The organism is Saccharibacter floricola DSM 15669, assembly GCF_000378165.1.
GTDB lineage: Bacteria > Pseudomonadota > Alphaproteobacteria > Acetobacterales > Acetobacteraceae > Saccharibacter > Saccharibacter floricola.
Genome location: NZ_KB899334.1, coordinates 241683 through 268606, shown reverse-complemented (window position 1 = coordinate 268606; position 26924 = coordinate 241683). Strand labels below are relative to the sequence as shown.

The following is a 26924-nucleotide window of genomic DNA, read 5'->3' as shown; positions in this document are numbered from 1 at the left end:
CGGAAAGAACGGGCATTCACTACAGGGTTTGTGCAGGTCTCGTCAACTAGAAAGCACTAAAGAAGGCAATTTAGCCCAGCAGGATGAGCTTTTTTGAAGAAAAGCTGTAGGTTCCCCTCTTGCAATGAAAGAAAAATAAGGCCATAAGCCGGCTGTCAGTTTTTGGTTCGACCTTAATATATCCAAAGCTGATGATAATTGATGGAGAGGTGCCAGAGTGGTCGATTGGGGCGGTCTCGAAAACCGTTGTGCGTTTCGGCGTACCGTGGGTTCGAATCCCACCCTCTCCGCCATATTACTACTCCCCACATTTTCCCTTTCTGTTATAAGTTTTCAAGAACGCGATGTGTGAGCCTTTAATGGTGTTCGGTTTGGCTTCAAGAGTGCATTGACAGAGTTGAAATACGCCATTCTGCCCTTCCGACAGGAGCAGGAGAGCATTACGTGAGGCAGGGCTTTCCTACTCTATCGGCTTATATCGGTTGAGGTTGTGGCAATGGATTTGTTGTCGCACTTACAGGTTCTTCCCCCATGAAAGGTTTGCTTTCATCAAGGAAGTTGCGGTTCATGTGAAGTGTATATGCAATCACAACAAGGTAGGCGAGCGCACGAGTGATCTCTAGGTGTGTGATGGTGTCATGGGTCTCGTCTTGTGCATCAAGCGCGCGTAGCCGACGAATGGCCGCGCGCGCTACACGGGCGGCTCGTTCATGGCGCTTCGTTGAATGCTCAATATAATGCAGGACAAGGGCTACGGGGCGGCGTGCACTTTCGGGAAGATATTCGCGGTTCATGAGAGCACGGAGGCGAATAATATTGAGGCCGAGAGTGAGGGTCGCCAATGTTCCTTGAATACAGGCCTCGATCAAAGGTGTTTCGGTAGGGCCTGTATGACGGACTAAACGTGCAAAGCGGTCCGTACTATGGCCAACCCATGCGCTGATATTGGGAGTATGATTAGGGTGGGCGAGGACACGTAGTTCTCTCAACATAGCGCGCCGTAACCGGAAGCGTTCATCTTGGCTGTTAAAAGGAAGAATACTACGGAACACAGATACGCTGACAACAGCCGCCAAAACAGTGGCCAGATTGTCATTATAAAAGGCCATTTCATCCATAACATGGTGGTTTTGCAGGCCCAGCATGGAAGGCATAAGCAAACCATAGGCGGAGGCAGCACCGGCGGTGGAGGGGTTGGCTTTTGCTAAACCGCCGAGCATCATCGCTCCGCCGATAATGAGCATCAAGGGTTCGTAGGTTTTAACCATTGGCATGAGAACAATGACTAAAATCCACGCGACGCACCAAGCCGCTACTGTGCCTTTGAGGAAGTTTGTTGTGCCCAAGACGGGATTCTCACGCGTAGCGTAAAGACCGCATATTAAGGATGTTAGACCGATAAAATGAAGTCCTTGGGGCCAAGCCGTGACTTCGTAGATTAGCGACGTAACAAGCACGGCTAGAGCGCCACGAATACCATTATAAATAGCAAGCTTGGTGTCACGATGGGCATGGCGTTGAAATTGGAAATGATCTCCACGCACACTATGTGTGCTGGCGTGATATTCTGAAACAGCTTGTTCTAAATCCCCAAGAAGCTCACCCAAAGAAATGAAGAGAATGCGCTCATCAAGTTCAGAGCGTGAAAAGATAGCGTCGTCATTGGCTGTGAGAAGATCAACTTCAGGGCTGTTTAGCTGAGAGTGATTATCTATTTTTTTATAGGTGACAAGGCGGTGGGGAGCGGCATATTGGCGGCAAATATCGCGTATATGTTGAAGGTCAGCTAGAAGATCGGGAACTTCGCTTTCTCTTGCGAGGCGTTCTGGAAAAGCTTTTAAGAAAACTAAGATTTCCTCAGAAATGGTTTCAAAATCTTGATGCTGATGAGAGAGAAGTTGCAAGCGCGTGGCGAGGCCAAAACCACGTGATAGCAGCGTGGAGACAGCAGCCAGAGCTGCACGTGCATGATCCCCTTCATGGCCATGAGCACCCATTTCCATTTCAGCAAATTCAATTTGGTCATTCATCTGTAGAATGGTTCCGAATTGTTTGCGGGCGGCTGTGAGAGCCCCGCGCTCTTGGCCTAAAATATTGCTTAATGTTTGAGAGATAAGCGTAAGAGCAGCTTGTAGTTTTGTGCGAACCTGTAAATGAGCGAGGCGTTCTAAATTAAAAGAAAAAAGAAATGCGACGAAGGTCTCACATAGCACGCCTAAAACGATGTAACTGCTTCGGGAAACCGCATAGGTGAAAACATTATTGCCGTCCGGTGCCGCATCCATACAGACGATGGAGCATGTATAGCCTGCGAGGACGAGTGCGTAGGAGCGGAAGTTACTTACAAACGTTGCGAGGCCACTGCAAACGCCAATCCATAGTGCGATGAGAGGGAAAAAGAGCCAAGGGGCTTGGGGGGAAATGCCCATGAATACCAAAGCAGCGCAGGCCCCAATAAGTGTGCCAATAATACGCCAACGGGCTTTGGAAAGACTTTCCCCGCGTGTAAGTTGAGCAACAGACCACACCGTCATAGCTGCCCAAGCAGGGCTATCGAGCTCCATGAGGAAGGCAAGGCCTAAAGCAAGGCAAGCGGCAAGCGTTGTGCGTAAGGCAAAGATAAAGCCCGCGGGAGATGGCGCGTAAATCCACGAGAGGAATGGCTTTTTGGAAGGAATCGTCCGTGCGGCAGAGGACGACGTTGATTGGAGGGATGGATCACTTTTCCTCATAAGCGCCGCGAGGTTACCTTTTTAAAACAATCGTCAGAGAGCAGAAAGAGCTAACCTTAAATCATTTACAAATTTTATATAGTCTCCTTGGCGTTTTTGTTCATCGGGCTGTCGAAGAAGTGATGAAGGGTGAACGGTGACAAGGCCTGTTGTACCGTCTGGCAACGTAAAAAGACGAGAGCGTTCACGAGTGACTTTTACAGGTCGCCCTAATAGGGCTGAGGCACCGGTAACGCCCAGCATGACTGTAACATGGTGGTGTAGAAGACGTCGTTCAGCAGTAATCCACGGCGAACAGGCTTGAATATGCTGGGATTCGGGTTTTTGGTGAATTCGTCGGTCACCACGTTGAATAAAATTAAAATGTTTGACGGCGTTGCTGATCCAATAGCGGGAGCGTTCCCCGCCAGCTTCTTGGAGAGCCCGGTCAAAAAGCTGTCCTGCGGGGCCGACAAAGGGACGACCACGGCGGTCTTCTTGGTCTCCTGGTTGTTCCCCAACAAAAAGAATTTTAGCGTCAGGGTTCCCTTCGCCAAAAACTGTTCGCAGAGCGGGTCGGCATAAGGGGCATAGGGCACAATCAACAGAATAGGCCCGTAATGTTTCAAGGGAAGGGGCTTTTTCAATAAAAGAGGGTGTGGGTGTAATTGTCAGAGGGAAAATGGCCTTCCAATAGGCACTCTTATAAACAGGCTGTGCCGTGGAGCGCGCATGGGTAAGGAGTTGTGCGTCGTCAGCGAGGCACTCGGCTTCTATCGCTGCGGTGCTGAAAAAAAGCTGACCGTTTTCATAGAGTAAAAGGCGTCCCTCTGTGTGGATAAGCCATGGAGCTGCACGTAGGGAGATTAAAGCGGGTGCCTGGCTGTCAAGGAGTGAAGGAGATACGTGAATCCGGCATATTTTTATGTTGTCGCTGCATGAAGGTGGCAGAATTTGACGAAGGGCTATTGCGGCACGGCGTGTTTCATGGGCGAGTGCAACAAGATCTTTCCATAATGTTGTGTCGGTAAAGGAGGGGCAACCGCCGCGTATATGCTCTAATAATCGGTAGAGCAACGAAAAGCGCTCGGGATGGCCTGAGGCAATGACAGCTGGAATGAGATCCTGTACGGGGCGGGGAAGACGTAAAGGGGACGGAGATTCAGGGAGTTTACGTGTTAAAGCAGGGGCTTTTTCTGATCCGGTTGGAATGTCATCCCAGTAAATACTCTCAGAAGCAATATATTGATGAAGTAAGGACCGGGCCCATGCGCGCCATCCTATAAAATCGCTTTCAGTTATTAGTTCGACATGTTCCATATTGTATGAGCCTTAGTGAAAAAGATAAATAGAATATTATAAGGGCATGTGAGGTTGCACATTGGAGTGTTGCGGCACTATATCCCTACTGTAAGAGTTAATCTTAAGATATTAGAAGGCTATTCTATGACAGATCAAACAGATCTTGAAGAGAAGAAGGAGAAAGAACTCCTTCTCAAGTTAACGGCGGAGATTACGATCGCCAAACTCTCTAGTTCTTTGGTAGAGCCTGAGGCCCTGCCTGACTTGATACGTAGTGTGTATACGGCACTTGCGGGGCAGGATGCTCAGGGGAAAAAGGCTGCAAATATGGCAGCGCGGCAACAGCCAGCGGTGCCTATAAAAAAGTCAATCTTCCCAGATTATATCGTCTGTCTTGAAGATGGCAAAAAGCTCAAGATGCTCAAGCGCCATCTGAAGAGCAATTATGATCTAACTCCTGACCAGTACCGTGAGAAATGGGGTCTCCCCTCTGATTACCCATTAGTGGCTCCGAGCTATGCTGAACGTCGTTCTGCTTTGGCACGTAATATTGGTTTGGGGCGTAATATTGGCTCTACTTCAGATGAGCGTCGCGGTGCAGGCGCTTCTAAAGGAAAAAATAAGAAGTCTTAAAATATAATTTCATTAAGAGGGCATGTTTTTCTAATATTCCCTCTTAGTGATAAAAATATTTATTTTCTTGACGTCTCATCCCCCGACTGTAACTCTGAAGAGAGTAGAAAAGAAGTGAGGGGAAAGACTCATGACGCGGTCTGAGTTTGTTGCTCTATTAAGCAAGCATTTTCCAGAGCGTGAGTTGCAGGATGTCGATGCGGCCGTGCACCATGTCTTTGATCATATGACACAAGGTTTAGCAGAAGGGCGACGTGTAGAACTGCGTGGCCTTGGCAGCTTTGGTACAAGACAGCATACAGCCCATACGGGGCGTAACCCCCGTACGGGTGAAACCGTTGCGGTGCGAGAGAAGAAAGTGCCGTATTTCCGTGCTGGGAAGGAATTACGCGAACGCGTTAATCATGCGAAGCATGGAAAGGATCCGCACTGTGGGTAGGGCTATCTTTCCCTGTGCGTGCAGCACTGAGTTCTTCTAACAAGAAATCACGGAAAACGGAGATCCTTTTGGAGCTGCGTAGCTCTTCAGGATAGACAAAGAAGGCCTCAGCAAGAGGGCTATGTATGTCCGGCAGGATTCGTACGAGGTTTGGATGGGCTGAAGCCGTATAAAACGGCAATGTTCCAATTCCATTCCCTGCGGCGATCGCTTTGCCAATAGCCGCCACATTATTAATGGCAAGGCTTACTTTGGGCTGAGGAAAGATTTTTTCCTTAACGAGGCGTGTCATCAGCCAATTGATATTGGGTAAGGGAAGGTGCCAGCCTGCAAAACCGATGAGTTTATGCTGAGCAAGCTCCTTAAGAGAGCGTGGCGTTCCATGCTGCTCCAGATATTCACGGCTAGCGTAAATAGGCATATGAAAGCTTGCGAGATGTCGCTGGATGAGGTCTGGTTGTGTTGGGGGATGCAGCCGGATAGCCACGTCCGCTTCGCGCATGCTCAAATCAAGGTCTGAATCCTCCAACAGAAGACATACCTCTACATTAGGGTGCTGCTCCATGAAGCGGTGTAGCCGAGGAGAGAGCCATGATAGGCCGAGACCCGTTGTCGTTGTTACGGTAATTTTACCAGCGGCTTTTTCGCGGTTTTCACTCAAAAATGCCTGCGTTAGCGCAAGCTTAGAAAAGACTTCCTTCGCCGTATGGTGGAGGACTTCACCCTGTTCAGTCAGGATGAGCCCGCGCGCATGGCGGTGGAAGAGAGGGACGCCAAGAACCTCTTCTAAGGCGGAAATCTGTCGAGAAACAGCTGATTGGCTTAGATTAAGGCGATCCCCAGCGTGGGTGAATGAACCGGCCTCAGCAACTGTGTGGAAGATGCGGAGCTTGTCCCAGTCCATCTTTTGATTCCCGTATGGCCCTTCGGAATGGTCATGATCCGTTTTGTTCATTGGTAAACCCCGCACGCCACATAATATTTAGTAAATTTTGGAGAAAGTCTCCGAAATGACGTGAAGGGTCAAGGGCCAAAGCGAGAGTTATGTATTTTTATCTCATTTATCCAGCATGTTTTTGCTCTTCAATGTAACGTTCTGCTTCCAAAGCGGCCATGCATCCTGTTCCGGCAGCGGTCACGGCTTGCCGATAAATTTTGTCTTGGATATCTCCTGCAGCGAAGACTCCAGGCACAGAGGTTTGAGCCGTACCGGGCTGGGTTATGATATAGCCCCCATCATCACATTCAACTTCATGGCGGAACGGCCCAATGCTGGGGCTGTGGCCAATAGCAACAAAGACACCGTCCACAGCGAGCCTTTCTTTAACGGCATGATCACGAGGATCACGGAGATCCAATCCTACAACGACTTCTGGCGTCCCTTCACCGAGGATTTCTTGAACTTCACGATTCCAATGGACAGTAATTTTAGGGTGTGCGCTTAAGCGTTTTTGTAAAATACGCTCCGCTCTTAGGCTGTCACGGCGATGGATGAGATGTACTTTGCTTGCGTGATGCGTGAGATAGAGGGCTTCCTCAACGGCCGTATTACCACCGCCAATCACAGCGACTTCTTTGCCACGGTAGAAAAAGCCATCACAGGTCGCGCAGGCTGACACGCCGCCCCCTTGGAGTCGTTTTTCCGATGGAATATTAAGCCACTTAGCCTGTGCGCCTGTTGCAATCACAACAGTGCGAGCGCGGAATTGGTCTCCTGAATCGCCAGCAAGATGAAAATAACCATCTTCTTGGGGGCCGTTTTTCAAGGATGCTTCCGTGATAATATCAAACTGGAAGCGTGTGCCTACATGTTCTGCTTGAAGGCGCATTTGTTCCATAAGCCACGGGCCTTGAACGGGATTTGCAAAGCCGGGAAAGTTTTCAATTTCATCGGTGATGGTAAGCTGGCCGCCTGGTTGCATCCCTGTTACGATAAGAGGTGTTAAGCCTGCGCGGGCGGCATAAATGGCAGCTGTATACCCTGCAGGGCCAGCACCAACGATGAGCATATCGGTCACATGAGTGTCGGACATAAGATAAGATGTGCTTCCATCTAACGAGGCGTTATAGAGACAACGTGCGCAATCAAGAAAAGCAGCGTTAACAGGACACATGGCGTTATTCTTGGCGAAGTGCAAGGAGGTCTTTGCACACGTTGCGTAGGGTCGTATAAGATAGCAGGGGAGTTGTCCCTCGTCCTATCGTCCATCTCGATTATTGTGAAAGTTCCACCTTATCTCATGAAAGCAGTTGATCTAGATGTCATAGACCATCGAATTCTTGCTGAGCTGCAGCAAAATGGCCGTATGACGAACGTGGAACTGGCCCGAAGGGTGGGGATTTCTGCCCCTCCTTGCCTGCGGCGTGTACGTAGGCTGGAGGAGCTGGGCATTATTCAGGGATATCATGCCAATATAGCTGCGGTTACGCTTGGATGGTCGATTAGTTTTTACGTGTTGGTTGGTTTGGATAGTCAGAAGAGCAGTGTGTTAGAAGGGTTCGAGACCCATGTTGCTCAATGGCCTGAAACACGTGAGTGCCATATGATTCGAGGAGGGGAAGACTTCCTCTTACGGGTGATGGCCCGTGATGCGGGTCATCAAAACCGTCTAACGCGCGATTTGATCGAAGTTCCCCATGTGGTGCGCGTACAAACATTTCAAACGATCCGAACAAGCTGTGATCGTGCGGGTGTTCCCCTCTAAGGGAAATGAGCGTCATCCGTTCTGTTAGAACAGAGCCTACACTCTGGTGCGTCATTGGGGCTTCTGTAGCTCTGAGGGCTCTATTGGCAGGGCTTTTACCTCTTACACCTGATGAAGCTTATTATTGGGTATGGTCGCGCCACCTTCAAGCAAGTTATCTAGACCATCCCTTCATGGTCGCATGGTGGATTCGTCTAGGCACTGACCTGCTTGGTCCTTCAGTCATGGGCGTGCGGATAGTCGGCGTTTTTGCGTCAGCAGGGGCTTCGCTTGCATTGATTTCTGCGGGGCGGTGTTTGTGGCCACAGAAGCCTCAAGCTGGTTTGCGGGCGGCCTGCTTGCTCAATGTCACACTTCTCTTTGGTGTTGGGATGGCGAGCATGACGCCTGACACCCCCTTAATGTTCTTTAGCGCATTAACATTATGGGCTTTGAGTCATGCTCTTTATGCGTCTCAAGGTAATCGGCAGCTTTTTTGGTGGGGGCTTGTAGGAGGCTGCCTTGGTTTGGCGGGAGATTCAAAATATACGGCGCTGTTTCTTGCTTTAGGTATTGCAGGCTTTGTTCTGTGTAGCTCCAGACGGCTTTGGTGTCGCTTAGGCCCTTGGGTGAGCGCAGGCACTGCAGGGCTTATGGTAATGCCAGTTCTGTGGTGGAACGCGACTCATCATTGGGCCAGTTTTGCCAAGCAGGGTGGGCGCGCTGGTGTGTGGCATCCAGCGCGTGCCTTAGACTTTTTAGGCGAGCTGTTAGCCGGGCAAATAGGATTGGCAACGCCGCTTGTTTTTCTGTGTATTTGTATAGGTCTATGGCGGCTTTGGCAGAGCAAGCAAGTGAGTGTGCTTTTATGGTGCCTTATCCCTGGAGGATTGATTTTCATCGCCCATGCGTGTGGTGATCGTGTGCAGGCGAATTGGCCGAGCGTGCTCTACCCAGCTCTTGCTTTGGTAGGGGGGGGTGCAGGGCGTTATTGGAAAAGCGCCGTGGTGAGCAGTGCGTTTTTGTGTGTAGCGGTTACGTTCCAGGCATTATGGGAGCCATTGCCCCTCGCAGCACATTGGAATCCGATATTGAGGCAAACAGCAGGATGGAACCGTTTAGCCGATTATTTAGAAAAGAGAGCACAGGAACAAGGAGCACAAGCGCTTGTGTTCGAGGATTATGCTTTAGCGTCCATTATGGCTTATTATCATCCTGAGCGTACCATCATTATCGGGCAAGATGTCCGTTGGTCTTACCTTGGAGGGCTTTCACGTCGAACGATGGATCATGTGCTTATTGTCAGGGATGTAGGCTATGTTTTCTCAGGGAAAGATATAGTCATCCGCTCTACGCAGCGCGGTGCGCGGGTGAGAGGGTATCATGTGCAATACAGCGAGCATGTAACGGGAGCTTTGCTACCTTGAGACTCTTTTTTATACGCACATAAGATACGAAAAAGCCGCCTCTACGGCGGCTCTCTCATCCGTAATAGCGGGAGGCATTTTTTAGAAGCCTTCACGCTCCAGGCGCTTACGCTCCATCTTACGAGCGCGGCGAACAGCCTCAGCTACTTCGCGCGCACGGCGCTCAGAAGGCTTTTCAAAGTGACGGCGGAGCTTCATCTCACGGAAAACGCCTTCACGTTGCATCTTTTTCTTGAGCGCTTTGAGCGCCTGGTCAACATTGTTGTCACGAACGAGAACCTGCACGGTATCGTCATCTCCTTTAGGGGTCTGTTTTCTTTGCGAGACAATACGAGCGAACCCGCCTTGTTGCAAGGAAGAAATCCGAGTTGTCGGTGTCGGTCGGACTACCACACTCTTGATAGAGAGACAATACTCTCTATTCGTGCCTTCTTTAGTGTTAAAGATAGAGAAAAGGGGAGGAAATGACATGGCACTGCATTTCTCAAAAGGCACATCTGCAGCAGAAGCGCATCTTTATTTGCGAGAAGCACCGATGCGCCAAACATTTGAAGCTTTTATGCTCGCATGGCGCGTTTTAACAGAGGCATGCGAGCCGGTTTTGGCGGAATATGGCTTGGGGCGTGCGCATCACCGTATTCTTTTTTTTGTGGGTTCCTATACGGATATTACACCAAGTATTTTGCTGAAACGGCTGGGGATAACCAAGCAATCGCTTGGCCGTGCTTTGGGGGAACTCAAGGCGCAAAATTTACTGGAACAAGTGAACGATAAGCAAGACCGACGCCGGAAACCTATTCGGCTAACCGCTAAGGGACGAGATGTTGAATCGCGTCTTTTTGCTTCTGTGCGGGCGGTTATGACACAGTCCTATCGTCATGTAGATGGATCACAGGTTGAAGGGTTTAGGTCCGTGTTGGCGGCATTAATGTCTGTGGAAGATGAGAAAAGCCCTCATCAACAGGCAGGGGAGGCGCAGAGCTTATGACAATGCTTTGCGGTTTTCTGCGCTGCCTGTTCTTGTGAGGGATTCCATTATTGCATCGTGTTGCCTACGCCACCTTGGCCGGTGCCCTGACCACTCATAGGGCCACCCATGCCGCCGCCGCCCATACCGCCACCGAATGTGCTGCCCATGCTGCTCATAGGGTTGTAACGGCCGACATTGCCTAACAGTTCTTGGATAACAGAAATCTGCGTGCCCGGAGTTGGTGTTTTATCGTTTACCATGCGGACAGGAATCGCATCGCGGCGGCCTAGAATAGACATTTTCCTCAGCACACCTCTATTATCAAAGTTCAAAACGAGAACTTGTTGCTTGTCCACGGCCGGATGGCTGAGAGGCACCAAGTCCTTCGTCATGGAAACATAAATCCAGGTATTGTCATTAAATGTCGCATGGGTTGTTGGAGATCCCAGCGTGCTAAGAGCGTCAGATTGCGTGCTCGTATTCGGGGTTAGCTGGCTATAATCCTCTTTATCAATGAGGGCCCCACGGGGAATAGGGGGTGCACATCCAGACAGGAGCAGAGCACTTCCAGCAAGTATTCCAGCCCAGCTCCGGCGTGACAAACCAGCGCGACGCAAGTGGCGAAGAACGTGAAGACGACGTTGTGGGCGAAGAACAGAAAATGCACTAGTCATGGATGGCGTGGTGTCCTGATGGTATTATGAGGGCATGCCGACAGTTTTCCGGTGCCTCAGAGAAGTCTCGCTGTCAATCTTTTTCATTGCACCATAACGATGAGTATCGCAGACAAGGCGCACGTTTCTTTTGCCTGAAGTTGTAAGGTTAGCAAAGACATGACACCTAAAGATAGTTCTTCTTTTTCTTCAGAACAGCATTCCTCTATTGTCAGGCCTGAATTTTCACACCGCATTCCGTTGGGGAAAATTGGGCATGACCTGCGAGTGAATGTTTCTGCCCCTTCTCAGGCACGTGAAAAACTCTGCCATCGTTTTGGACTGTTAGGGTTGGAGCAATTAGACGGGCAATTTAGCCTCTCTCGTGGGGAAGAAAAACATGTCAGAGCAGAAGGAGAGATAAGGGCTAAAGCGACACAGGCATGTGTTATTACAGGCGAGCCCATAGATGAAGAGGTGCATGAGCGCTTTTCTCTCCGTTTCCTCCCACAAGAAGACATGCCTAGTGATGAAGATATTGATATAGAAGCTTTGCTTGCAGAGGAAGCCGATGATGTTCCTTATGATGGGCGAGCGATTGATTTAGGTGAAGCTCTCGCTGAGCAATTAGCCCTGTGTCTTGACCCATATCCACGCCGCAAGGGGAGTGGGCTGGAGAGCTTTGTAGAGGTGACACCTGAGGAAGGAGAGGAAGAGGTGATTGAAAAAGAAGAAAAGCCGAATCCTTTTTCTGTTTTAGAAAAATTAAAAGAAAAGAAGCGTTAAGAGTAGAATAAGGGCATCTTTTTTGATATTGTAGCGCGAACAAAATGGGTCAGAGGTGTCTAGTCGCTTGCGAATTCTTGTCGCGTCTGCTAGAGCCCCCCGCTTGAACACCGTGTCTATCGGCGGTGCTGACGTGTAGAAAAGTTTCCATGCTCGTGCTGTTGCATCGTGCAAGAGTTACGGGCCGGTTACGCCAAACCAGTAAGAGGCAGAAAACCATGGCCGTCCCTAAGAGAAAGACTACGCCGTCCCGTCGTGGCATGCGCCGCAGTCACGACGCTCTCCGTGTTGAAGCGCATGCTGAATGCGCTAATTGCGGTGAGGTGAAGCGTCCCCACCACGTATGCAGCCATTGCGGTCATTACGATGGGCGTGAAGTTGTGAGCACTGAAGGTAGAGCTCTTAAAACAGCTGTTCGCGCTTAAAATATTTTTTGCGCCACACCTCGGGAGTTTCCCGGGGTGGTCGTGTTTTAAACGATTTGTATTCTAAGCTCTGTGAAGATCTGGGGGCCGCATTCATGACAGAAGCGTCTGTCGTTGAGACAGGGGATGGTGTCAGCGAGGCGGGAGAGACATTTCCCCTTCCGTACACCTTGGCAGTTGATGCCATGGGGGGAGATAATGCCCCAGATATTGTGTTGGCAGGGCTAGAGATAGCGGCTATTCGGCATCCCGAAAGCCGTATGCTTTTGGTGGGAGATGAAGCTGTCCTGAAAGAGGGGCTGAAACGTTTCCCTAAAGCGGCCAGTATTTGCACGATACGCCACACTCCTGATTCTATTCCGATGGATATGAAGCCGACAGCCGCACTGCGGGTAAGGCATTCATCAATGCGGCTCTGTATGGAAGCTGTCGCGTCTGGTGAGGCGTGTGGTGTGGTGTCTGCTGGCAATAGCGGCGCTATGTTAGCACTCGCGAAAATTATCGTTAAAGTCCTTCCAGGTATTTCACGCCCCGCTATGACGGCTGTTCAGCCTTCAGCTCGTGGGGATGTTGTGATGCTGGATTTAGGGGCTAACATTGCTTGTGACGCGCGTAATCTCGTTGAGTTTGCGATTATGGGTGAAGCTTTTGCGCAGGCAGCGTTGAGCTTAGAAAGCCCGACAATCGGATTGCTCAATGTTGGCGCAGAGGAACTTAAAGGGGACGAACGTCTCCGCCAGGCCGCTGAGAAATTGCGTGATAGTGTGCTGAGTGACCGTTTTGTAGGCTTCGTTGAAGGTCATGACATTACTGGTGGACGCACAGATGTTGTTGTGACGGATGGTTTCACCGGAAATGTTGCCTTGAAGACAGGAGAAGGGGCGTTAAAGCTCGCTTTTGGTCTTCTAAAAAATGTCTTCCAAACAAATTTTGTAACAAAGCTTGGCTATTTGCTCGTAAAGCCGGGCCTAGAGCGTATGCGTGAATGGATTGATCCACGCCGCTACAATGGTGCTGTTTTCGTTGGCTTGAACGGCGTCGTTGTGAAATCACATGGTGGTGCTGATGCTGAAGGATTTGCTTCAGCGGTTGACGTCGCTGTTGATGCTGTGGCCAATGATCTCAATGCAAAAATTCGTCATCGATTGGAACAACTCGGAATGTTGCAACCTGCCGTTGGGACAAAAGGATCAGAGTGACAAACGCTATGCCGTCCGATTCAATTATGCCTCAGCTTGCTTTTAGAAGCCGTCTCACCGGGGTTGGTGGGGCATTGCCTCAACAGGTTGTTACAAATAATGACCTCGCAGAGCGTCTTGATACGTCAGATGAGTGGATTCGCACCCGCACTGGGATCGGACAACGACATATTGCTTCGGGTGATGAGAATGCCGTCTCTCTTGCAACAGAGGCTGCTCAGGCTGCATTAGGTCATGCTGCCGTTGAGGCATCAGATATTGATGCAATTATCGTGGCGACCTCTACACCTGACCAAGTGTTTCCTTCCGTTGCTGTGCGCGTACAAGCCGCATTAGGCATGGAGCGCGGTTTTGGTTTTGATGTGAGCGCAGCGTGCTCTGGCTTCATTTATGCTATTGCAACGGCTGATGCGATGATACGCTCTGGCCAAGCAAAGCGCATCATTGTCATCGGCGTTGAGGTTTTCTCTCGCCTGCTTGATTGGACAGACCGTTCAACGTGCGTGCTGTTTGGGGATGGCGCTGGCGCTGTTGTGTTAGAAGCTGGTGCACGTGATGGAGAGGGAATCCTATCCACGCACTTACATGCGGATGGACGGCTTGGAGACCTACTTTACGTTAATGGTGCTGTCGGCTGCGCAACGGGTGACGTTGCGCTTAAGATGAATGGCCGTGAAGTTTTTCGCCACGCTATCGTGCATTTAGCAGCTGCCGTAGATGAAGCTTTGGAAGAGCAGGGACTTAACGGAAACGATGTCCAATGGCTTGTTCCTCATCAGGCAAACCTACGGATTATTGATGGGATGGCAAAACGTCTTGCCCTCCCGCCTGAACGAGTCGTCGTGACCGTTGATCGTCATGCCAATACGTCCGCGGCTTCTATCCCCTTGGCGCTGAATGAAGCTGTTAAAGATGGGCGCATTAAAGAAAATGACCTTATTTTAATGGAAGCTCTTGGTGGCGGGCTGACATGGGGTTCAGCTCTTATCCGTCTATAAAATAGGGGCGTTACGTTCTCTTCACTGCGTTGTGAACTTGACTGTCATGGTTAGCGTGATACCCGTATTATATGGATACGATTACGCGCGCAGACCTTGTCGACCTTCTGCAGAAAAAGAATGACTTTTCTCGTCAGGAGGCTATGGCTTTCCTTGAGCAGATGCTTGAGCTTTTTGCTCAGACGCTGGAACAAGGAGAAGGCTTGAAGCTGAGCGGTTTTGGTACTTTTGGCGTCCGTGAGAAAACGACCCGAATAGGGCGTAATCCTTTGACGGGCCAAGAGGCTCTGATCTCAGCGCGACGTGTTCCTTATTTCCGACCGTCACGCCTTTTGCGCGATATTGTCAATAGCGAGTAGATGACAAGGGTAAATAGTCATGACCACGTCCCAGCAGAAACTGTCTCTTCCGACTGTCGCGGAGGAGTTGGGTGTACCGCCGTACCGTTTGCGGTCGTGGGAGAATTTGTATCCGGTGTTTCACTCTACAAGGGAGAGTGATGGTCAGCGTTATTATCAGCCCGATGACATTGTCTTAATTCGTCGTATTTCAGAGCTTCTCTATAAAGAAGATTGTAAGAGCCATGAGGTGATGGCTGCGTTGCAGGCGGAAGGACTTGTTGCCTCTCCCGAGCGAGCATCGGGAGATGAGGCGGTTTCACAAGAAGAGCGAGAGCGCCAAAAAGCTCTTCAGGATGAATGGGAAAAGCGTCTTTCTGCGTTAACAGAGGAAAACACGCAGCTGCGCCGCCAAGCGGAGACTGAGCGTGAGGCTGTTGCTACGGCAGAGGAAAGATTACAAGAGCTTCAGAAAGAGCTTTCTAATACTGTTACGGTTTTAGGGCAGGAAAATGCGCGTCTTCAGGAACAAATGAGGACGGAAAAGAACGCAACGATAGAGCGTGATCGGCTCAAAGAAGAGCATGACGCTCTCGTGCAGAAGCTTAAGGAAGTCGAAGCAGAGCAGCAGGCTTATCAGCACGCGAAGACGCGCCTTGCAGAGGTTGAAGCTGAAAATGTGCGTTTGCAAGAAGATGTTGAGCAACAGGAGAAGGCGCAACATGCTTATAAAACTTTGCAAGAAGAGCATGAACGCTTAACGTCAGAGCTAGAGCAGGCGAAGGCATCTCAAACGGCTTCAGAAGATTACCGTAAGCAGATTGAATCCTTAACGGCTGAGCAGTCGGAACTGGCGCGTAAGTTGGAAGAGAGTGAGCGAGCACGAAGTGACGCTCAGCGCTATGTGGAAGAAAATGAAAATCTGCATTCTGAGCTTAAAAAGCTCAAAACAGCTCAAGAACAAGATGAAGAGCTCTTCTTGCATTTAGCAGAGGTTGAAGAAGAGAAGGTTCGTTTACAGGAAAAAGTCTCTCTTTTTGAGAAAGATCATGCTGCTTTAAGTGAGAAAGTGGAAGAATTTGAGAAGATTCGTTTTCAATATGAAAGTGAGCAGACACGGTCTTCTGAGTTAGAAACTGAAAAGACGACTCTGCAAGAGGAGCTTGAGAGAGCTAAACGCTCTTTGGAGCAGTTTGAAAGCTTAAAAAAAGAAAGAGAGAATGCTGCCCAAGCTGAAAAGGGGCAGGCTGAGATCTTGCAGGGGCGTTTAGATAAAGCCGAGAGTGAGAACAAGCAGTATCTAGAAAAACTAGAAGAGGCTGTGGTAGCGCTTCAAAAACTAGAAAGAGATAATGAGGAGTTGCGTCAATCGCTTAACGCTGCACAAAAAGAGAGTGGTGTGGAGAATGACCTCCGTAAGCAATTAGAGCAGCTTGAGAAAGAAAAGGATGGCTTGGAACAAAAAGTCCAGCAGGGCGTTTCTTATGAGGGTGAGGCACGCCAAGGGAAGGAAGAAGTCACACGCTTGAAAAATGGATTGCGTGATCTTTTAGGAGAAGTTCAAGCGATACGAAAAGTTTTGTCGTTCTGAGAAGAAATATTGCCCCTCAGCCCATTGCAGAGATGGGCTGAGATTGCTAAAGACAATTTTACCGCAGGGCGGGCAGTAGCGCAGCCTGGTAGCGCATCAGTCTGGGGGACTGGGGGTCGTGGGTTCGAATCCCGCCTGCCCGACCATCCTGCGGTTATTTTTCCTTTACAATGTTGTTTTTGCTCGTTGGACTTTCCGTCCAAATATCCCAGAGCAAGTGTAAAGCGGCCATGATCGCAGGCCCGACGAATAGTCCAAGAAGATGCCACGTTTCGGCACCACCAAAGATGCCGAGAAGAACCCATAAAAAGGGTACTTTCGTCGTTCCGCCGATAAGGAAGGGACGAATGAAATGGTCGGCAACAAAAAGAACAATAGCCCCGACAATCCAGACGGCAATTGCGGCCAGCATGCTGCTTTTTGTGGCGATCATAAGCAGCACAACAATGGTGACGGCGATCCAGCCGAGCATGGGAACCATAGCTGCAATAGCTGTCCCAAGACCAAAGATGATAGGCTGTGGCGCTCCTGCGAGGACATAGGCGATGCCCATAACAAATCCCTCACCGAGTCCGACAAGCACAAGACCTGAAACAGAGCCGTGAATAGACGCAATAATCTGACGTGCTAAGGTTTCTCCTTGTGAGCCGAAAAGGCGGTGCGAACTTTTTAAGCATTTATCTTTAATGCTGTGCCCATCTTTAAGCAGGAAGAACAGTGTTAAAAATGAGAAAAAGAACAAAATGACCCGATGAACTAGGGGCGCAACTTGCGAGCCGACTTGGTGGGTCATGCTCAGGCCCTTGCTGAAATTAAGCCCAACTGAATCAAGGAGTTCTTGGATTTGTTGCGGCTGTGCAAGGTGAGCTTGCCAAAGCTTATGTGCTTGTGCAGCTCCGATGGGAAGATGGTTAATCCATTGAGGCTCTGCTAAGCCGGAATGAAGAATATCGTTAAACCAATGGAGTGCATTTTGGAGCTCATCAACGACTTTGTAGCCAATGAAGGTTACAGGCAGCATAAAAATGAGAGCTAAGACTGCCGTAAAGATGCAGGGCAGCCAAACAGAACGCCCAAAGCGGTTTTCACAGCGGCAGTAGAGCGGCCATAAGGCAATGGCGAAGACGCCACCCCACATCAAAGCAGGTATAAAATTACGGAGTGTAATAAGACCTGCAAGAATAAAGAACAGGGCAAGAAACCCACGCGCGCGACGCTGAAGGGTGCCCGAAGGGGTGGGCAGCCGGATACTGCTTCTCTCAGGAGAAGGATGTTTATCTGTCATTAATAATTAACCTCAGCCTGTGAAAAAGATGACTAGGTGATAGTACCCTCTATTACAGGAGAAAACCTTTCTCGAAAGACAATAAAACCAGAAAAAGGAAATAATAAAGATGTCATGTTACTTATTTGGACGGACGGGGCTTTAAATGTGGATGATAAAGGGCTTCTGAGAGGATCGCTTCATCTGAAGAAGCGAAAAGATGGTAGCGGATAAAGAGATCTATAAGGACAAGGTTAACATTAAATTTAAACTGATCTTCTTTTTGAACAAGATGAAAGACCTCCTGAAGAGGCATTAAGTGAAAACTTTCGACCTCGCCATCGGCCGCACGTGGTTGGAACTCTTCTGAGAGAAATAGGTCGTAACAATAAAGGCGGTCACGACGGAGTCCCTCAGGGCGGATCATCGCATAGCGTAGCGTGCTGACATGGTGGGCTGTACGAGCGAGTTCAGAGGGGATGGCAGCTTCTTCACCAGCCTCTTTAACAACAGTTTCTGCGGGAGTAAGGCCGCTACTCATACCTCCCGCTACGAGGTGATCAAGCTTTCCAGGGTCAAGGCGTTTATGCTTGCTGCGCTTGGCAACCCATAAGAAAAGTTGCTCACCTTTTTTGACAATGCCGTTGAGGTGGACGCCTGCTGCCTCAAATCCACAAAGCGGGATAAGGCCACGGTCAACTTGCCCAATGGTTTTACCTTCCGGCATCGTAACGTCAAACCATTCATTAAAAGGTCGATAGCATTGTTGCTCAGCCAAAGAGCGACTGATGTCGCGTAGAAATTCCCCTTTGTTGAGAGAAATGTGATCGGGAGTAATGGTGATTGTGTCAGGAGAAAGGGAGGTTTTGAGAGCAGAAAGAAGGCGGGGGTCGAGCCAGCCAATAATGGTCTCTCCATAATAAAAAGGAAGGCGCCCTTGGGGGAGAGAGGCGTTATGGCAACGTTCAATGCAGCGCAAAAAGGGAAGGATCGGTGAAGAAAGGTTGGTGGGCACTTTTAATCTCTCGCATGATGTTAATAGCGACAACATAATTTCTAATGCTGTGTATAGTGGCGTGCTGCTCTGCGTAAATCCACCCTGTTTCTGAGCAGAGCATTGTGTAAAAGGCTGCTCTCACTCATTTGTGAGAGGCTAAAGAGCATTGTTTTTCTTCATCCATTGTTCCGCTAAGTGAGGCCATGCGTGGGGTGGGGTCTGAGGCAAGCCAAGAGCAAAACCATGCCCGCCGATGGAGAAGAGATGTCGCTCTACGGGACATTGGTTTGCGATATAATGCCTTTCTAAAAGTGCAGCTTGTTGTGGTTCTACAATAGGGTCATCGTATGCGTGGGCGATGAAGAGAGGTGGCGCATTGGGATGGCAATAAGAGGGGAGTGACCAACGCCGGCGCTCCGTTTCTGTTGGATGAGGGCCGATGAGATTAAGGCTGGCTCTTGTTGTGCGGAAAGGCGGCTCAAAACTGACTACAGGATATAGAAGCATCATTATATCAAGCTGGTCTTTAAGAATCTGGTGAGTAGAAGGGGTGGGTGAGCCGTTTAGGTCGGGGTGAAGTCCTTGTATGCCGAGAAGGTGCCCTCCTGCGGAGAAGCCAAGAGCGCCGACTATGGAAGGTGTAAAGTTGCAGCCTATCTGATTGGTGCGAATGAGATGAACAGCACGCTGTGCGTCCTCAAAAGGGACTGAGGGGGCGTGAGGGCAGCTCTCACGTGGTAGGCGGTAAATGAGGACACAGGCGGTGATGCCCAGTGATGTGAGCCAACGGACAGCAGGAAGGGCTTCATGGGCGATACCGATACGCTGGTACCCTCCCCCAGCGGCAATCAATATGACAGTTCCATTTGCCTGTGCTGGGTGGAATACGTTCAAGGCTGGTGCTCTTATGGCAGAGAGGGCGCCATTTTTTGAGAGATGCCATGGGTGAAGGCTGTTCTCATTGCTGAAAGCAACTGGCGGCCAGAGTGGGGCTAGCTGTGAAGGAAGGAGTGCTGCGCAAGCGTGATGACGTGAAGAAGAGACTAACGCAGCACCTAAGAGGCCTTTTTTTAGGAAAGAACGTCTCCTGTAAGGTATCTTTGAGTAGATGACGTTTGAGACAGCAGATGTTTCCATAGGAGGGGCTTATCATGGTGTGTTTCACATTATTTTCTTCCTCATAGCGCTGTACATGGAAAATATTACGAAAAGAAGCAGGAATTGTTGGTCATAAGGCGGGAGAGGGGTTCCATCCTAGGTGTTTCCGGTTTAGAGGGGGGGCGGGCTGTTGTTCTGCCAGATGAAAAGGGCAGAAAGGCTTGACGTTTCCATTCGCGTCAGCCATAAGCCCACCTTATTTACGGAACACGTCGGGGTCTTGCAGCCCTACGTATCACAGCATCGAGGAAGTTCTATGTCTCGCCGTTGCCATGTCACGGGCAAAGGGGTGCTGACGGGCAACAACGTCAGCCACGCCCACAACAAAACCCGTCGTCGTTTTCTGCCTAATTTGCAGGAAACCACTCTGCTTTCCGATATTCTCGGAGCACCAATTCGTATGCGTTTGACGACCAATGGCATTCGCACGGTTGAGCATAATGGTGGGCTTGATTCGTTCCTGTTAGGGACACCAAACCGTAAGCTTCCTCCGGAAGCTTTGGTGATCAAGCGTCGCATTCTTCGGGTGCAGGAACGTAAGGCTGCTCAACAAGGTTGAGGCCGGGTGAGGCCCTCGTAACACAGGGCCGTCTTCTTCTGGGGGAACCCTGCCAGAAAGAGATAGAACCCTAAGGAAAAACAGGGTTTGATGAGGTGTTTCAGTTAGACTGGAACACCTTTCCTTGCATTTTGGAGGTTTTCCGTGACCGACGATAGCGTCCAGAGCGCGAAGTCCGCTCTCTCAAAGATTCGCAACATTGGTATTACAGCGCATATTGATGCGGGTAAAACCACGACGACTGAGCGTATGTTGTATTATACCGGTATGTCTCACCGCATTGGTGAAGTGCATGACGGTAACACCACGACCGACTATATGGCTCAGGAGCGTGAGCGCGGTATTACGATTACCTCCGCTGCCGTGACCTGTGAGTGGAACGACAACCGCATCAACATCATCGACACCCCAGGCCATATTGACTTTAACATTGAAGTTAATCGCTCCCTGCGCGTGCTTGATGGTGCTATCTTCGTGATTGAAGGTGTGGCAGGTGTTCAGCCTCAGTCCGAAACGAACTGGCGTTTGGCGGATCGTTATAATGTTCCGCGCATCATCTTCATCAACAAGCTCGACCGTGTAGGCGCTGACTTCTACTATGCGTTCAGCACGTTGAAAGAGAAGCTGGATATCGTCGCTATTCCGCTTCAGCTGCCAATTGGTGCTGAAGATAAGATGGTTGGTGTGGTTGATCTCGTTGAGATGCGCGCCATTGTCTGGGAAGGTGACGAGCTCGGGGCGAACTTCCATTACGAAGAAATCCCAGCTGACCTGAAGGAAAAAGCTGAGGAAGCACACCAAAATCTTCTTGATACGGCTCTTGCTGCTGATAATGAAGCGATGGAAGAGTATTTCGAGAAGGGTGAAGTGCCTCTCTCAACCCTGAAGCGTGCGATTAAGAAGGGCACGATTTCTGGTGAGTTCCGTCCTGTCATGTGTGGTACGGCCTTTAAGAACAAGGGTGTGCAGCCACTTCTTGACGCCGTGATTGACTACCTACCAGCTCCTGATGAAGTTGAAGGTATTCGTATTGCACCGCCTGAAGATGAAGAGGTGGATGAAGACTTCCTGCCAATCATTCCGGTTGAGCCAGAAGGGAAGTTTGCAGGTCTTGCCTTTAAGATCATCTCTGACAAATACGGCACACTGACCTTCGTCCGCGTCTATCGTGGTGTGTTGAACACGGGTGATACCGTGCTGAACACGACGAATGGTAAGAAAGAGCGTGTTGGACGTATGTTCCAGATGCACGCTGACAAGCGCCAAGAAGTGAAGTCTGTCGGTGCTGGTGATATTGCTGCTTTCGTGGGTCTGAAAGACACGGCAACAGGTGATACACTGGCTGATCCGGCTGATCCGGTGATCTTGGAGCGTATGCAGTTCCCAGTGCCTGTGATCGACATCTCAGTGGAGCCACGCACCAAGGCTGCTGTTGAGAAGATGACACTGGCTCTGCAAAAGCTGACGGCGGAAGATCCTTCTCTGCAGCTGCGCACGGATCATGAGACAGGTCAGACCATTCTTTCTGGGATGGGTGAGCTACATCTGGACATTATTGTTGACCGTCTGCGTCGTGAATATAACGTGGATGCAAACATTGGTGCTCCACAGGTGGCCTATCGTGAGACCATCACGCAGGCTCATACCGAGACATACACTCATAAGAAGCAGTCTGGTGGTTCCGGTCAGTTCGCTGAGGTGAAGATTAAGTTCGAACCTTCAGAGGAAAAAGATCAGATCATTTTTGAAAACAAGATTGTTGGTGGTGCTGTTCCTAAAGAATACATCCCAGCTGTTGAGAAGGGCATCCGTAATCAGGCATCTACCGGTGTGATGGCTGGCTTCGAGACAGTGGACTTCAAGTTCACGCTGGAAGACGGTAAATACCATGATGTTGACTCTTCTGCTCTCGCCTTCGAAATTGCTGCTAAGGCATGCTTCCGCGAAGGGATGAAGAAAGCTGCTCCAGTTATTCTGGAACCGATCATGGATGTGGAAATTACCACACCGAACGATCACGTTGGTGATGTGGTGGGTGACCTTAACCGTCGCCGCGGTATCATCCAGAATCAGGAAGTGATGGGATCTACCGTTCTTATTCGTTCTCAGGTGCCGCTGAAGGAAATGTTCGGTTACATTTCTCATCTGCGTTCTGCGACGAAGGGGCGTGCATCCTTCACCATGCAGTTCCATCACTACGACCCAGTGCCACGTAATGTGGCGGAAGAGATTATGGCAGACCGCCGCTAATCTTTTCACAGCGTATGTGATCAAGAAACCCTCGCTTTTAGGCGGGGGTTTTTTGTTGGTGGGATAGATACTTGACAGAAATATCCTTTTCGTGTCTTTCCTATGGCAGATAGGTGATGGATTGCCACCTGACTTTTATGAAGGTCGAACTGCCACTCGGGGAAACCGGGAAAGGCTGATGATTCCTGCCAATATGACATACGCACGTAAGATTATGCGTGGTGTGATCGGTAAGGGAGTCTGTTGATGCCATCAATAACATTTAAAGAGATGTTTTCGTTGTTTCTTCAACTGGTGCGTTGGAGTTTTTTGGTCTTGCCGCTTGCTGTGGTGATAGGGAGTTTTTGTGCTCTGTTCCTATGGCTTTTGGAGGTTGTGACCCAGTATCGCTTTACCCATCCAGCTATTCTCTATGCTTTGCCCGTCGCTGGGGTCGCGGTTGGGTTGGCCTATTACCTTTGGGGCGGTCGCTCTGATGGGGGGAATAATCTCATTATTGATGAGATTCATGAGCCGGATGCCGGTGTGCCTTTGCGTATGGCGCCGCTGGTCTTTTTGGGAACGATCATTAGTCATCTCTTCGGAGCCTCGGTTGGGCGAGAGGGAACCGCCGTTCAAATGGGGGGAAGCCTAGCGAGCGCGGTCGCACGTTGGTTCAGCTTGGATAAGCGCGATACGCGCATTTTGCTCACAGCGGGGATTGCTGCTGGGTTTGGGTCTGTTTTTGGAACGCCCATTGCTGGCGCTGTCTTTGGACTGGAAGTTTTGACTTTGGGGCGTCTTGATTGTAGCGCCTTATTGCCTGCAACGATTTGTTCTGTTGTGGCAGACTGGGTGTGTTACCAATGGGGTATTCATCATCCCGCCTATTCTATGGGTTTTCATGGTTTGACAGGGGCTGATGGGCGCATTTTCCATGTTAATGCTCTGTTATTGGTGAAAGTGGGTGTCGCTGCTATTGCTTTTGGGTTTGCGAGCCGGGCTTTTTCAGAAGGGGTTCAGTACCTTTCCCCAATTGTGAAGAAGTTTTGCCCACAAAGCTGGTTGCGTCCAGCAATTGGTGGTGTTGTCACGATTATGTTGGTCTGGGCTTTGGGTACGCGTGATTATCTTGGTTTAGGTATGGTTGCCCCAGAAGCAGGCGGTGCATCGATCCTAAATTTCTTTGGTGCTCATCATTATGCGTGGAGCTGGCTCTTAAAGCTTATTTTTACGGTCATTGCTTTGTCATGCGGGTTTAAAGGCGGTGAGGTCACGCCGCTCTTTTTTATCGGGTCAGGTCTGGGGAATGCTCTTGCACCTCTTTTAGGTGTTCCGGTTGATTTGTTGGCGGGGGTTGGCTTCGTTGCTGTGTTCGCTGGAGCTGCGAATACGCCAATTGCTTGTACTTTTATGGCCGTGGAGATGTTTGGTGGTGCGAATGTGATCTACTACGCAGTAGGCTGTATCATTGCGTATCTTGCCTCCGGTCATACGGGAATTTACGTGTCGCAACGGATTGCCGTGCCGAAGATTTGGCGGAAAATGTTCAAGCCTGGTGTGACGATCCGTCAGGCACGTTTAGGTAAATGGACAGACTAATACGTTCATAGGAACTATAAATATTCTTCAAAAAGGCCGCGCTCCTATGGTGGAGGCGGCCTTTTTAAGAGCTATGGTATTTTCCTTCCCATTCGAAACAATGGGAAGGAAAATGTTGTTTTCACCCAAAAACGCGGTTGGCGTGCATAATGGCAATACCGACTTCGCGGAGGAGATCAAAGTTGCGTTGGAGTGGACGGAAAATCTGTTCATGCTCACGAGCAAAGCCCTGAGCAACCCCAGCACCGCCCGGTTCTCCGAAGTCGAGATTAGCGATACTTGGTGCATTAATAGGGAATAAATCATCAAGGAGACGAAGAGCGCGCGGCACGTCGAGGCAGAGGATCAACGTCGTGATGGCTTCGCGTGTGACGGTCCCACGAGGGCCGAAGTAAGGAATATAGGTGGCAAGGCGCCAGATACGTTCCATCAGGGCAAAACGAATGACGTGAAGGAGTTTTTCATCGCCTTCCATTGTCGGCGCATCCGGCCATGCACTACGCAGAGCGATATGCTCACGTTGAATGCGACGGAACATAGCGGGAACACTCTTCCAGAACTCAAGTTCTTCTAAGTCCTCTGCAATGGCGAGGAGATGTGCCCGTTGGTCAGCATCCTGACAATCCGCAGCACGATTGAGCCATGTTCCAGGATCAAGCTGATGGATCGTTGCGCGCAGCACATCAATGTCTGAATGGGCAAGAGCTTGATGCGCGAAGTCCATCAACTGACGGAAGCGCGGTGACTTTTCGCGGAATTGTGCAAAGGTCTTTGGATGACGTTGGGCAGCTCCTCCTAAGCCATGCAGAATATTGGCCCACCAACCAAGTTGTTGCAAAATCGCGTTATTAGGAATAGCGCGGATTTGGCTTGGATGGGTGATTCGATTAACCGTTGCGGTGTCAGACTGACGGGCCGATGGACGAGAGCCTGTCTTATCAATAAGGGCCGGGCCAAAAGCACTGAGTAATGCTGTGTAACCCGGGTCATTGACCAGATCGCCCATTTTCATTGCGAGAGTGGAGAAAAAGTCCATCGCAAAGTCAGGCCGGTCATAGAGAGGGTCATCACGCTCTGCTGGGCTGATCGGCTCGTGCTGAGAAGCGGAGCATTCTGCAAGAGAGGCGATGGTTGAAGTCGCTAGAGCTGCCGTGCCAAAGAGCGTATAGCCATCACCACCCTGGAAAGCCGCTTCAACACGATACTGAATTCCCGCATCGCGCAGCGCTTGGCGCGTATGAGGAGGGGAGAAATAGTCCAGCCGCTCTTTGAGACTGAAAGGATGGGCGCCACGGCCAATGCTTTCCCCATGTGTATCGAACATGGTGAGAGCGACATCGTCCAGCCCGTGTTCTTTCATTTGCGCGAGGGTGCGCATCCGCAAGCGCTCAACCAAGTTTGCCGCCGCAATTTGTCCCACATAACGACCGGAGTCAGAATAGCCGAACTGAAGGGATAAACGGCCATTCGCACGAAGATACTGACGCCAATGAGGGGAACGGAAGGCTTCCTCAAGGATCATTTCTCCATTTTCGAGCGCCGTTTCAGTCTCAAAAAGGGGAGAAATCTCAATTTGATGGTCTTTAATACCAAAGAGGCGCGCCAACCACAGCGTAGCGAGGAGGGTATAGCCGCTTTCAGTCTCGGCAATAAGGAAGCGGATTGGCGTATCTGAATCAATATGTTTCAGAATTTGCGCCATCGTCATCATCAGACGTGCAGCTGCGCTGGGCTCGACTAAAAGAGCACCAAAATCAACCGCGAGCGGTGTCAGGTTATCCATCGCGGCATCAATATGCGACAGAAGCGCTTGGCGGTGGAACGGTAGGGTCGGGTCGTCTGTTAGGCCTAAACGTGTGCGAGCCACATTGTAGATTTGTGCCGCATTAAGGCGTGTGTGGATATGGGACAGACCAAGCCCATGGGTCATAAAACCTGTGCGGATGACATCAAGCTGTTCGGCTTTTTCCGGGCTTAACTCAGCTGCGGTCTCGTCAAAGAGGGGCTGTAATGCGTTAGCCGTGAGGAGCGCAGCCTCTTCGCGTGCAATAAGTTGACGGGCGAAAGTAGCGATCGCTTCAGGGTCAGGCTGCCTGCCAGGCTGTGAACGCGGGCAGGCATCGCGTTGTTCGCTCGTAGCGATGATCGCATCTGAGACGCGCTGCCCCAGGGTAGATGATGAGAGACCAAGCCGTGCTAGCCCATCTGAAAGGCGCTGTAGCTGGGCGAGCTTAAGGCCTATACGAATACGGATGGTATCCCACCAGCCAATATCGTTACGGCCATCGGTGTCAAAACCAACCCAGCTTGCGAGCAGCAGCGGGGATGGTGTGAAACTTTTAGCGTCAGGCCAGCGTTTACGGGCTGCACGGAAAATTTCTAAAGCGAGGTCGTCTAGCGCATCGCGACCACGTTGGATCGCCGCGAGGGCGAGGCTTTGCTCTTCATCCAATGTGGGGGGTGCTGCACGACGATGGGTGGCGAGCTCGGGAATATGGCGCTCGGGGTTTTCCGCACGTTCAGCAAGAAGTGTGTAGACCTCATTAGCGAGTGCAAAGGTCGGGTGGGCCGTAAAAACGGCTGCGATTCCTGCCGTATTAAGGCTTTCAGGAGAGTCCGCCCGAGCAACCAAGGTTTGAGCCACTTGGGTAAGCCGTTCGTGCGGGGCAGGGTGGCTGTCCAGCCCGATATAACGGCGCAACGCATCCGCGCGGGTTCCAAAGTTACGATCACGCAGCTGACGGACTATTTTTTCAAGAGTATCAATACCCTTATCCGAGCTGCTTTGGTCAGCAAGCGACGTAATCATGTCAGGCAGATCATGATGCGTATCGGCCAAACCAGCACTTAACGCATCAATCAGCTCAGAGGGAGCACCATCAGAGAGGGCGGCGCGGTCAGTCATGGGGATTGATCTCGTTGTTTTTCAAGACAGGAAATAGGAGTAGAATGTTCCACG

24 protein-coding genes, 2 tRNA genes and 1 riboswitch are annotated in these 26924 nt (G+C 50.3%); of the genes, 16 read left to right on the top strand and 10 right to left on the bottom strand.

All coding sequences use genetic code 11. The annotated features are described in order from the left end of the window. The first annotated feature begins 203 nt into the window (after positions 1-203). Positions 204-293, top strand: a tRNA-Ser gene (locus F457_RS0103120). Between the two features lie 180 nt (positions 294-473). Here F457_RS0103120 and F457_RS12020 read toward each other — a convergent pair. Both F457_RS12020 and F457_RS0103110 read right to left on the bottom strand, forming a co-directional pair. Next, complete coding sequence (locus tag F457_RS12020; RefSeq protein WP_018979674.1) at positions 474-2732, bottom strand: FUSC family protein; 2259 nt, start codon at positions 2730-2732, stop codon at positions 474-476. A 33-nt stretch (positions 2733-2765) separates the two neighbouring features. Further along, positions 2766-4031, bottom strand: a complete 1266-nt coding sequence (locus tag F457_RS0103110; RefSeq protein ID WP_018979673.1) for a UdgX family uracil-DNA binding protein — start codon at positions 4029-4031, stop codon at positions 2766-2768. A 126-nt stretch (positions 4032-4157) separates the two neighbouring features. Here F457_RS0103110 and F457_RS0103105 point away from each other — a divergent pair, with 126 nt between their 5' ends. After that, positions 4158-4646 (top strand): MucR family transcriptional regulator, encoded by a 489-nt coding sequence (locus F457_RS0103105; RefSeq protein WP_018979672.1) that lies wholly within the window; start codon positions 4158-4160, stop codon positions 4644-4646. A gap of 130 nt (positions 4647-4776) precedes the next feature. Beyond that, complete coding sequence (locus tag F457_RS0103100; RefSeq protein ID WP_018979671.1) at positions 4777-5085, top strand: integration host factor subunit beta; 309 nt, start codon at positions 4777-4779, stop codon at positions 5083-5085. Here the strand turns inward: F457_RS0103100 and F457_RS12015 are convergent. Continuing rightward, positions 5045-5989, bottom strand: a complete 945-nt coding sequence (locus tag F457_RS12015) for a LysR family transcriptional regulator (RefSeq protein ID WP_051081283.1) — start codon at positions 5987-5989, stop codon at positions 5045-5047. The two genes, F457_RS0103100 and F457_RS12015, sit on opposite strands and share 41 nt — an antisense overlap. Positions 5990-6146: 157 nt before the next feature. Beyond that, positions 6147-7118, bottom strand: coding sequence for a thioredoxin-disulfide reductase (trxB, locus tag F457_RS0103090; protein WP_026294135.1), 972 nt, complete (start codon positions 7116-7118; stop codon positions 6147-6149). A 207-nt stretch (positions 7119-7325) separates the two neighbouring features. On the opposite strand from trxB, the gene F457_RS0103085 reads away from it, so the two are divergent. Continuing rightward, on the top strand, positions 7326-7790 hold the full coding sequence (locus F457_RS0103085; protein ID WP_018979668.1) for an Lrp/AsnC family transcriptional regulator: 465 nt from the start codon (positions 7326-7328) through the stop codon (positions 7788-7790). A gap of 5 nt (positions 7791-7795) precedes the next feature. Beyond that, the gene (locus F457_RS0103080) at positions 7796-9196 is read left to right on the top strand and encodes an ArnT family glycosyltransferase (protein ID WP_018979667.1); all 1401 of its coding nucleotides are present in this window, start codon (positions 7796-7798) and stop codon (positions 9194-9196) included. An 81-nt stretch (positions 9197-9277) separates the two neighbouring features. Here the strand turns inward: F457_RS0103080 and rpsU are convergent, their stop codons facing one another. After that, complete coding sequence (rpsU, locus tag F457_RS0103075) at positions 9278-9481, bottom strand: 30S ribosomal protein S21 (RefSeq protein ID WP_026294133.1); 204 nt, start codon at positions 9479-9481, stop codon at positions 9278-9280. Between the two features lie 184 nt (positions 9482-9665). Between rpsU and F457_RS0103070 the strand changes: the two genes are divergently transcribed. Beyond that, complete coding sequence (locus F457_RS0103070) at positions 9666-10184, top strand: MarR family winged helix-turn-helix transcriptional regulator (RefSeq protein WP_018979665.1); 519 nt, start codon at positions 9666-9668, stop codon at positions 10182-10184. 47 nt (positions 10185-10231) lie between these two features. On the opposite strand, the gene F457_RS0103065 is transcribed toward F457_RS0103070, so the two are convergent. Next, complete coding sequence (locus tag F457_RS0103065; RefSeq protein WP_018979664.1) at positions 10232-10840, bottom strand: outer membrane protein assembly factor BamE; 609 nt, start codon at positions 10838-10840, stop codon at positions 10232-10234. A gap of 159 nt (positions 10841-10999) precedes the next feature. Between F457_RS0103065 and F457_RS0103060 the strand changes: the two genes are divergently transcribed. The 7 genes from F457_RS0103060 (at position 11000) to F457_RS0103035 (ending at position 16302) form a co-directional block, all read left to right on the top strand. Continuing rightward, complete coding sequence (locus tag F457_RS0103060) at positions 11000-11605, top strand: DUF177 domain-containing protein (RefSeq protein ID WP_018979663.1); 606 nt, start codon at positions 11000-11002, stop codon at positions 11603-11605. 218 nt (positions 11606-11823) lie between these two features. Then, a complete protein-coding gene (rpmF, locus tag F457_RS13490) occupies positions 11824-12030 on the top strand; it encodes a 50S ribosomal protein L32 (protein ID WP_083912693.1) in 207 nt (68 codons plus the stop codon). Between the two features lie 95 nt (positions 12031-12125). Beyond that, positions 12126-13229, top strand: a complete 1104-nt coding sequence (plsX, locus tag F457_RS0103055; protein WP_018979662.1) for a phosphate acyltransferase PlsX — start codon at positions 12126-12128, stop codon at positions 13227-13229. Positions 13230-13237: 8 nt separating this feature from the next. Continuing rightward, positions 13238-14227 carry a beta-ketoacyl-ACP synthase III gene (locus F457_RS0103050; protein ID WP_373316362.1) on the top strand — a complete coding sequence of 330 codons (990 nt, stop codon included), beginning with the start codon at positions 13238-13240 and terminating at the stop codon, positions 14225-14227. Between the two features lie 71 nt (positions 14228-14298). Further along, the gene (locus F457_RS0103045; protein WP_018979660.1) at positions 14299-14586 is read left to right on the top strand and encodes an integration host factor subunit alpha; all 288 of its coding nucleotides are present in this window, start codon (positions 14299-14301) and stop codon (positions 14584-14586) included. A gap of 19 nt (positions 14587-14605) precedes the next feature. Further along, a complete protein-coding gene (locus F457_RS0103040; RefSeq protein ID WP_083912692.1) occupies positions 14606-16156 on the top strand; it encodes a MerR family transcriptional regulator in 1551 nt (516 codons plus the stop codon). Between the two features lie 69 nt (positions 16157-16225). Further along, a tRNA-Pro gene (locus F457_RS0103035) sits at positions 16226-16302 on the top strand. Positions 16303-16310: 8 nt separating this feature from the next. Here the strand turns inward: F457_RS0103035 and F457_RS0103030 are convergent. From F457_RS0103030 to F457_RS12005, 3 genes are all read right to left on the bottom strand, one after another. Further along, a complete protein-coding gene (locus tag F457_RS0103030) occupies positions 16311-17441 on the bottom strand; it encodes an AI-2E family transporter (protein ID WP_018979658.1) in 1131 nt (376 codons plus the stop codon). Positions 17442-17562: 121 nt separating this feature from the next. Next, complete coding sequence (locus F457_RS13710) at positions 17563-18435, bottom strand: NUDIX hydrolase (protein ID WP_018979657.1); 873 nt, start codon at positions 18433-18435, stop codon at positions 17563-17565. A 138-nt stretch (positions 18436-18573) separates the two neighbouring features. Beyond that, on the bottom strand, positions 18574-19311 hold the full coding sequence (locus F457_RS12005) for an alpha/beta hydrolase (RefSeq protein WP_156809325.1): 738 nt from the start codon (positions 19309-19311) through the stop codon (positions 18574-18576). Positions 19312-19831: 520 nt separating this feature from the next. Here F457_RS12005 and rpmB point away from each other — a divergent pair. From rpmB to F457_RS0103005, 3 genes are all read left to right on the top strand, one after another. Further along, the gene (gene rpmB, locus F457_RS0103015) at positions 19832-20134 is read left to right on the top strand and encodes a 50S ribosomal protein L28 (protein ID WP_018979655.1); all 303 of its coding nucleotides are present in this window, start codon (positions 19832-19834) and stop codon (positions 20132-20134) included. A gap of 144 nt (positions 20135-20278) precedes the next feature. Then, positions 20279-22384, top strand: a complete 2106-nt coding sequence (gene fusA / locus F457_RS0103010) for an elongation factor G (protein WP_018979654.1) — start codon at positions 20279-20281, stop codon at positions 22382-22384. A 103-nt stretch (positions 22385-22487) separates the two neighbouring features. Then, a riboswitch (Fluoride riboswitch) is annotated at positions 22488-22579 on the top strand. A 51-nt stretch (positions 22580-22630) separates the two neighbouring features. Then, positions 22631-23965: a voltage-gated chloride channel family protein gene (locus F457_RS0103005; protein ID WP_018979653.1), complete on the top strand. Its 1335-nt coding sequence runs from the start codon at positions 22631-22633 to the stop codon at positions 23963-23965. A 121-nt stretch (positions 23966-24086) separates the two neighbouring features. Here F457_RS0103005 and F457_RS0103000 read toward each other — a convergent pair whose 3' ends face one another. Beyond that, complete coding sequence (locus tag F457_RS0103000) at positions 24087-26870, bottom strand: phosphoenolpyruvate carboxylase (RefSeq protein ID WP_018979652.1); 2784 nt, start codon at positions 26868-26870, stop codon at positions 24087-24089. Positions 26871-26924 lie beyond the last annotated feature (54 nt).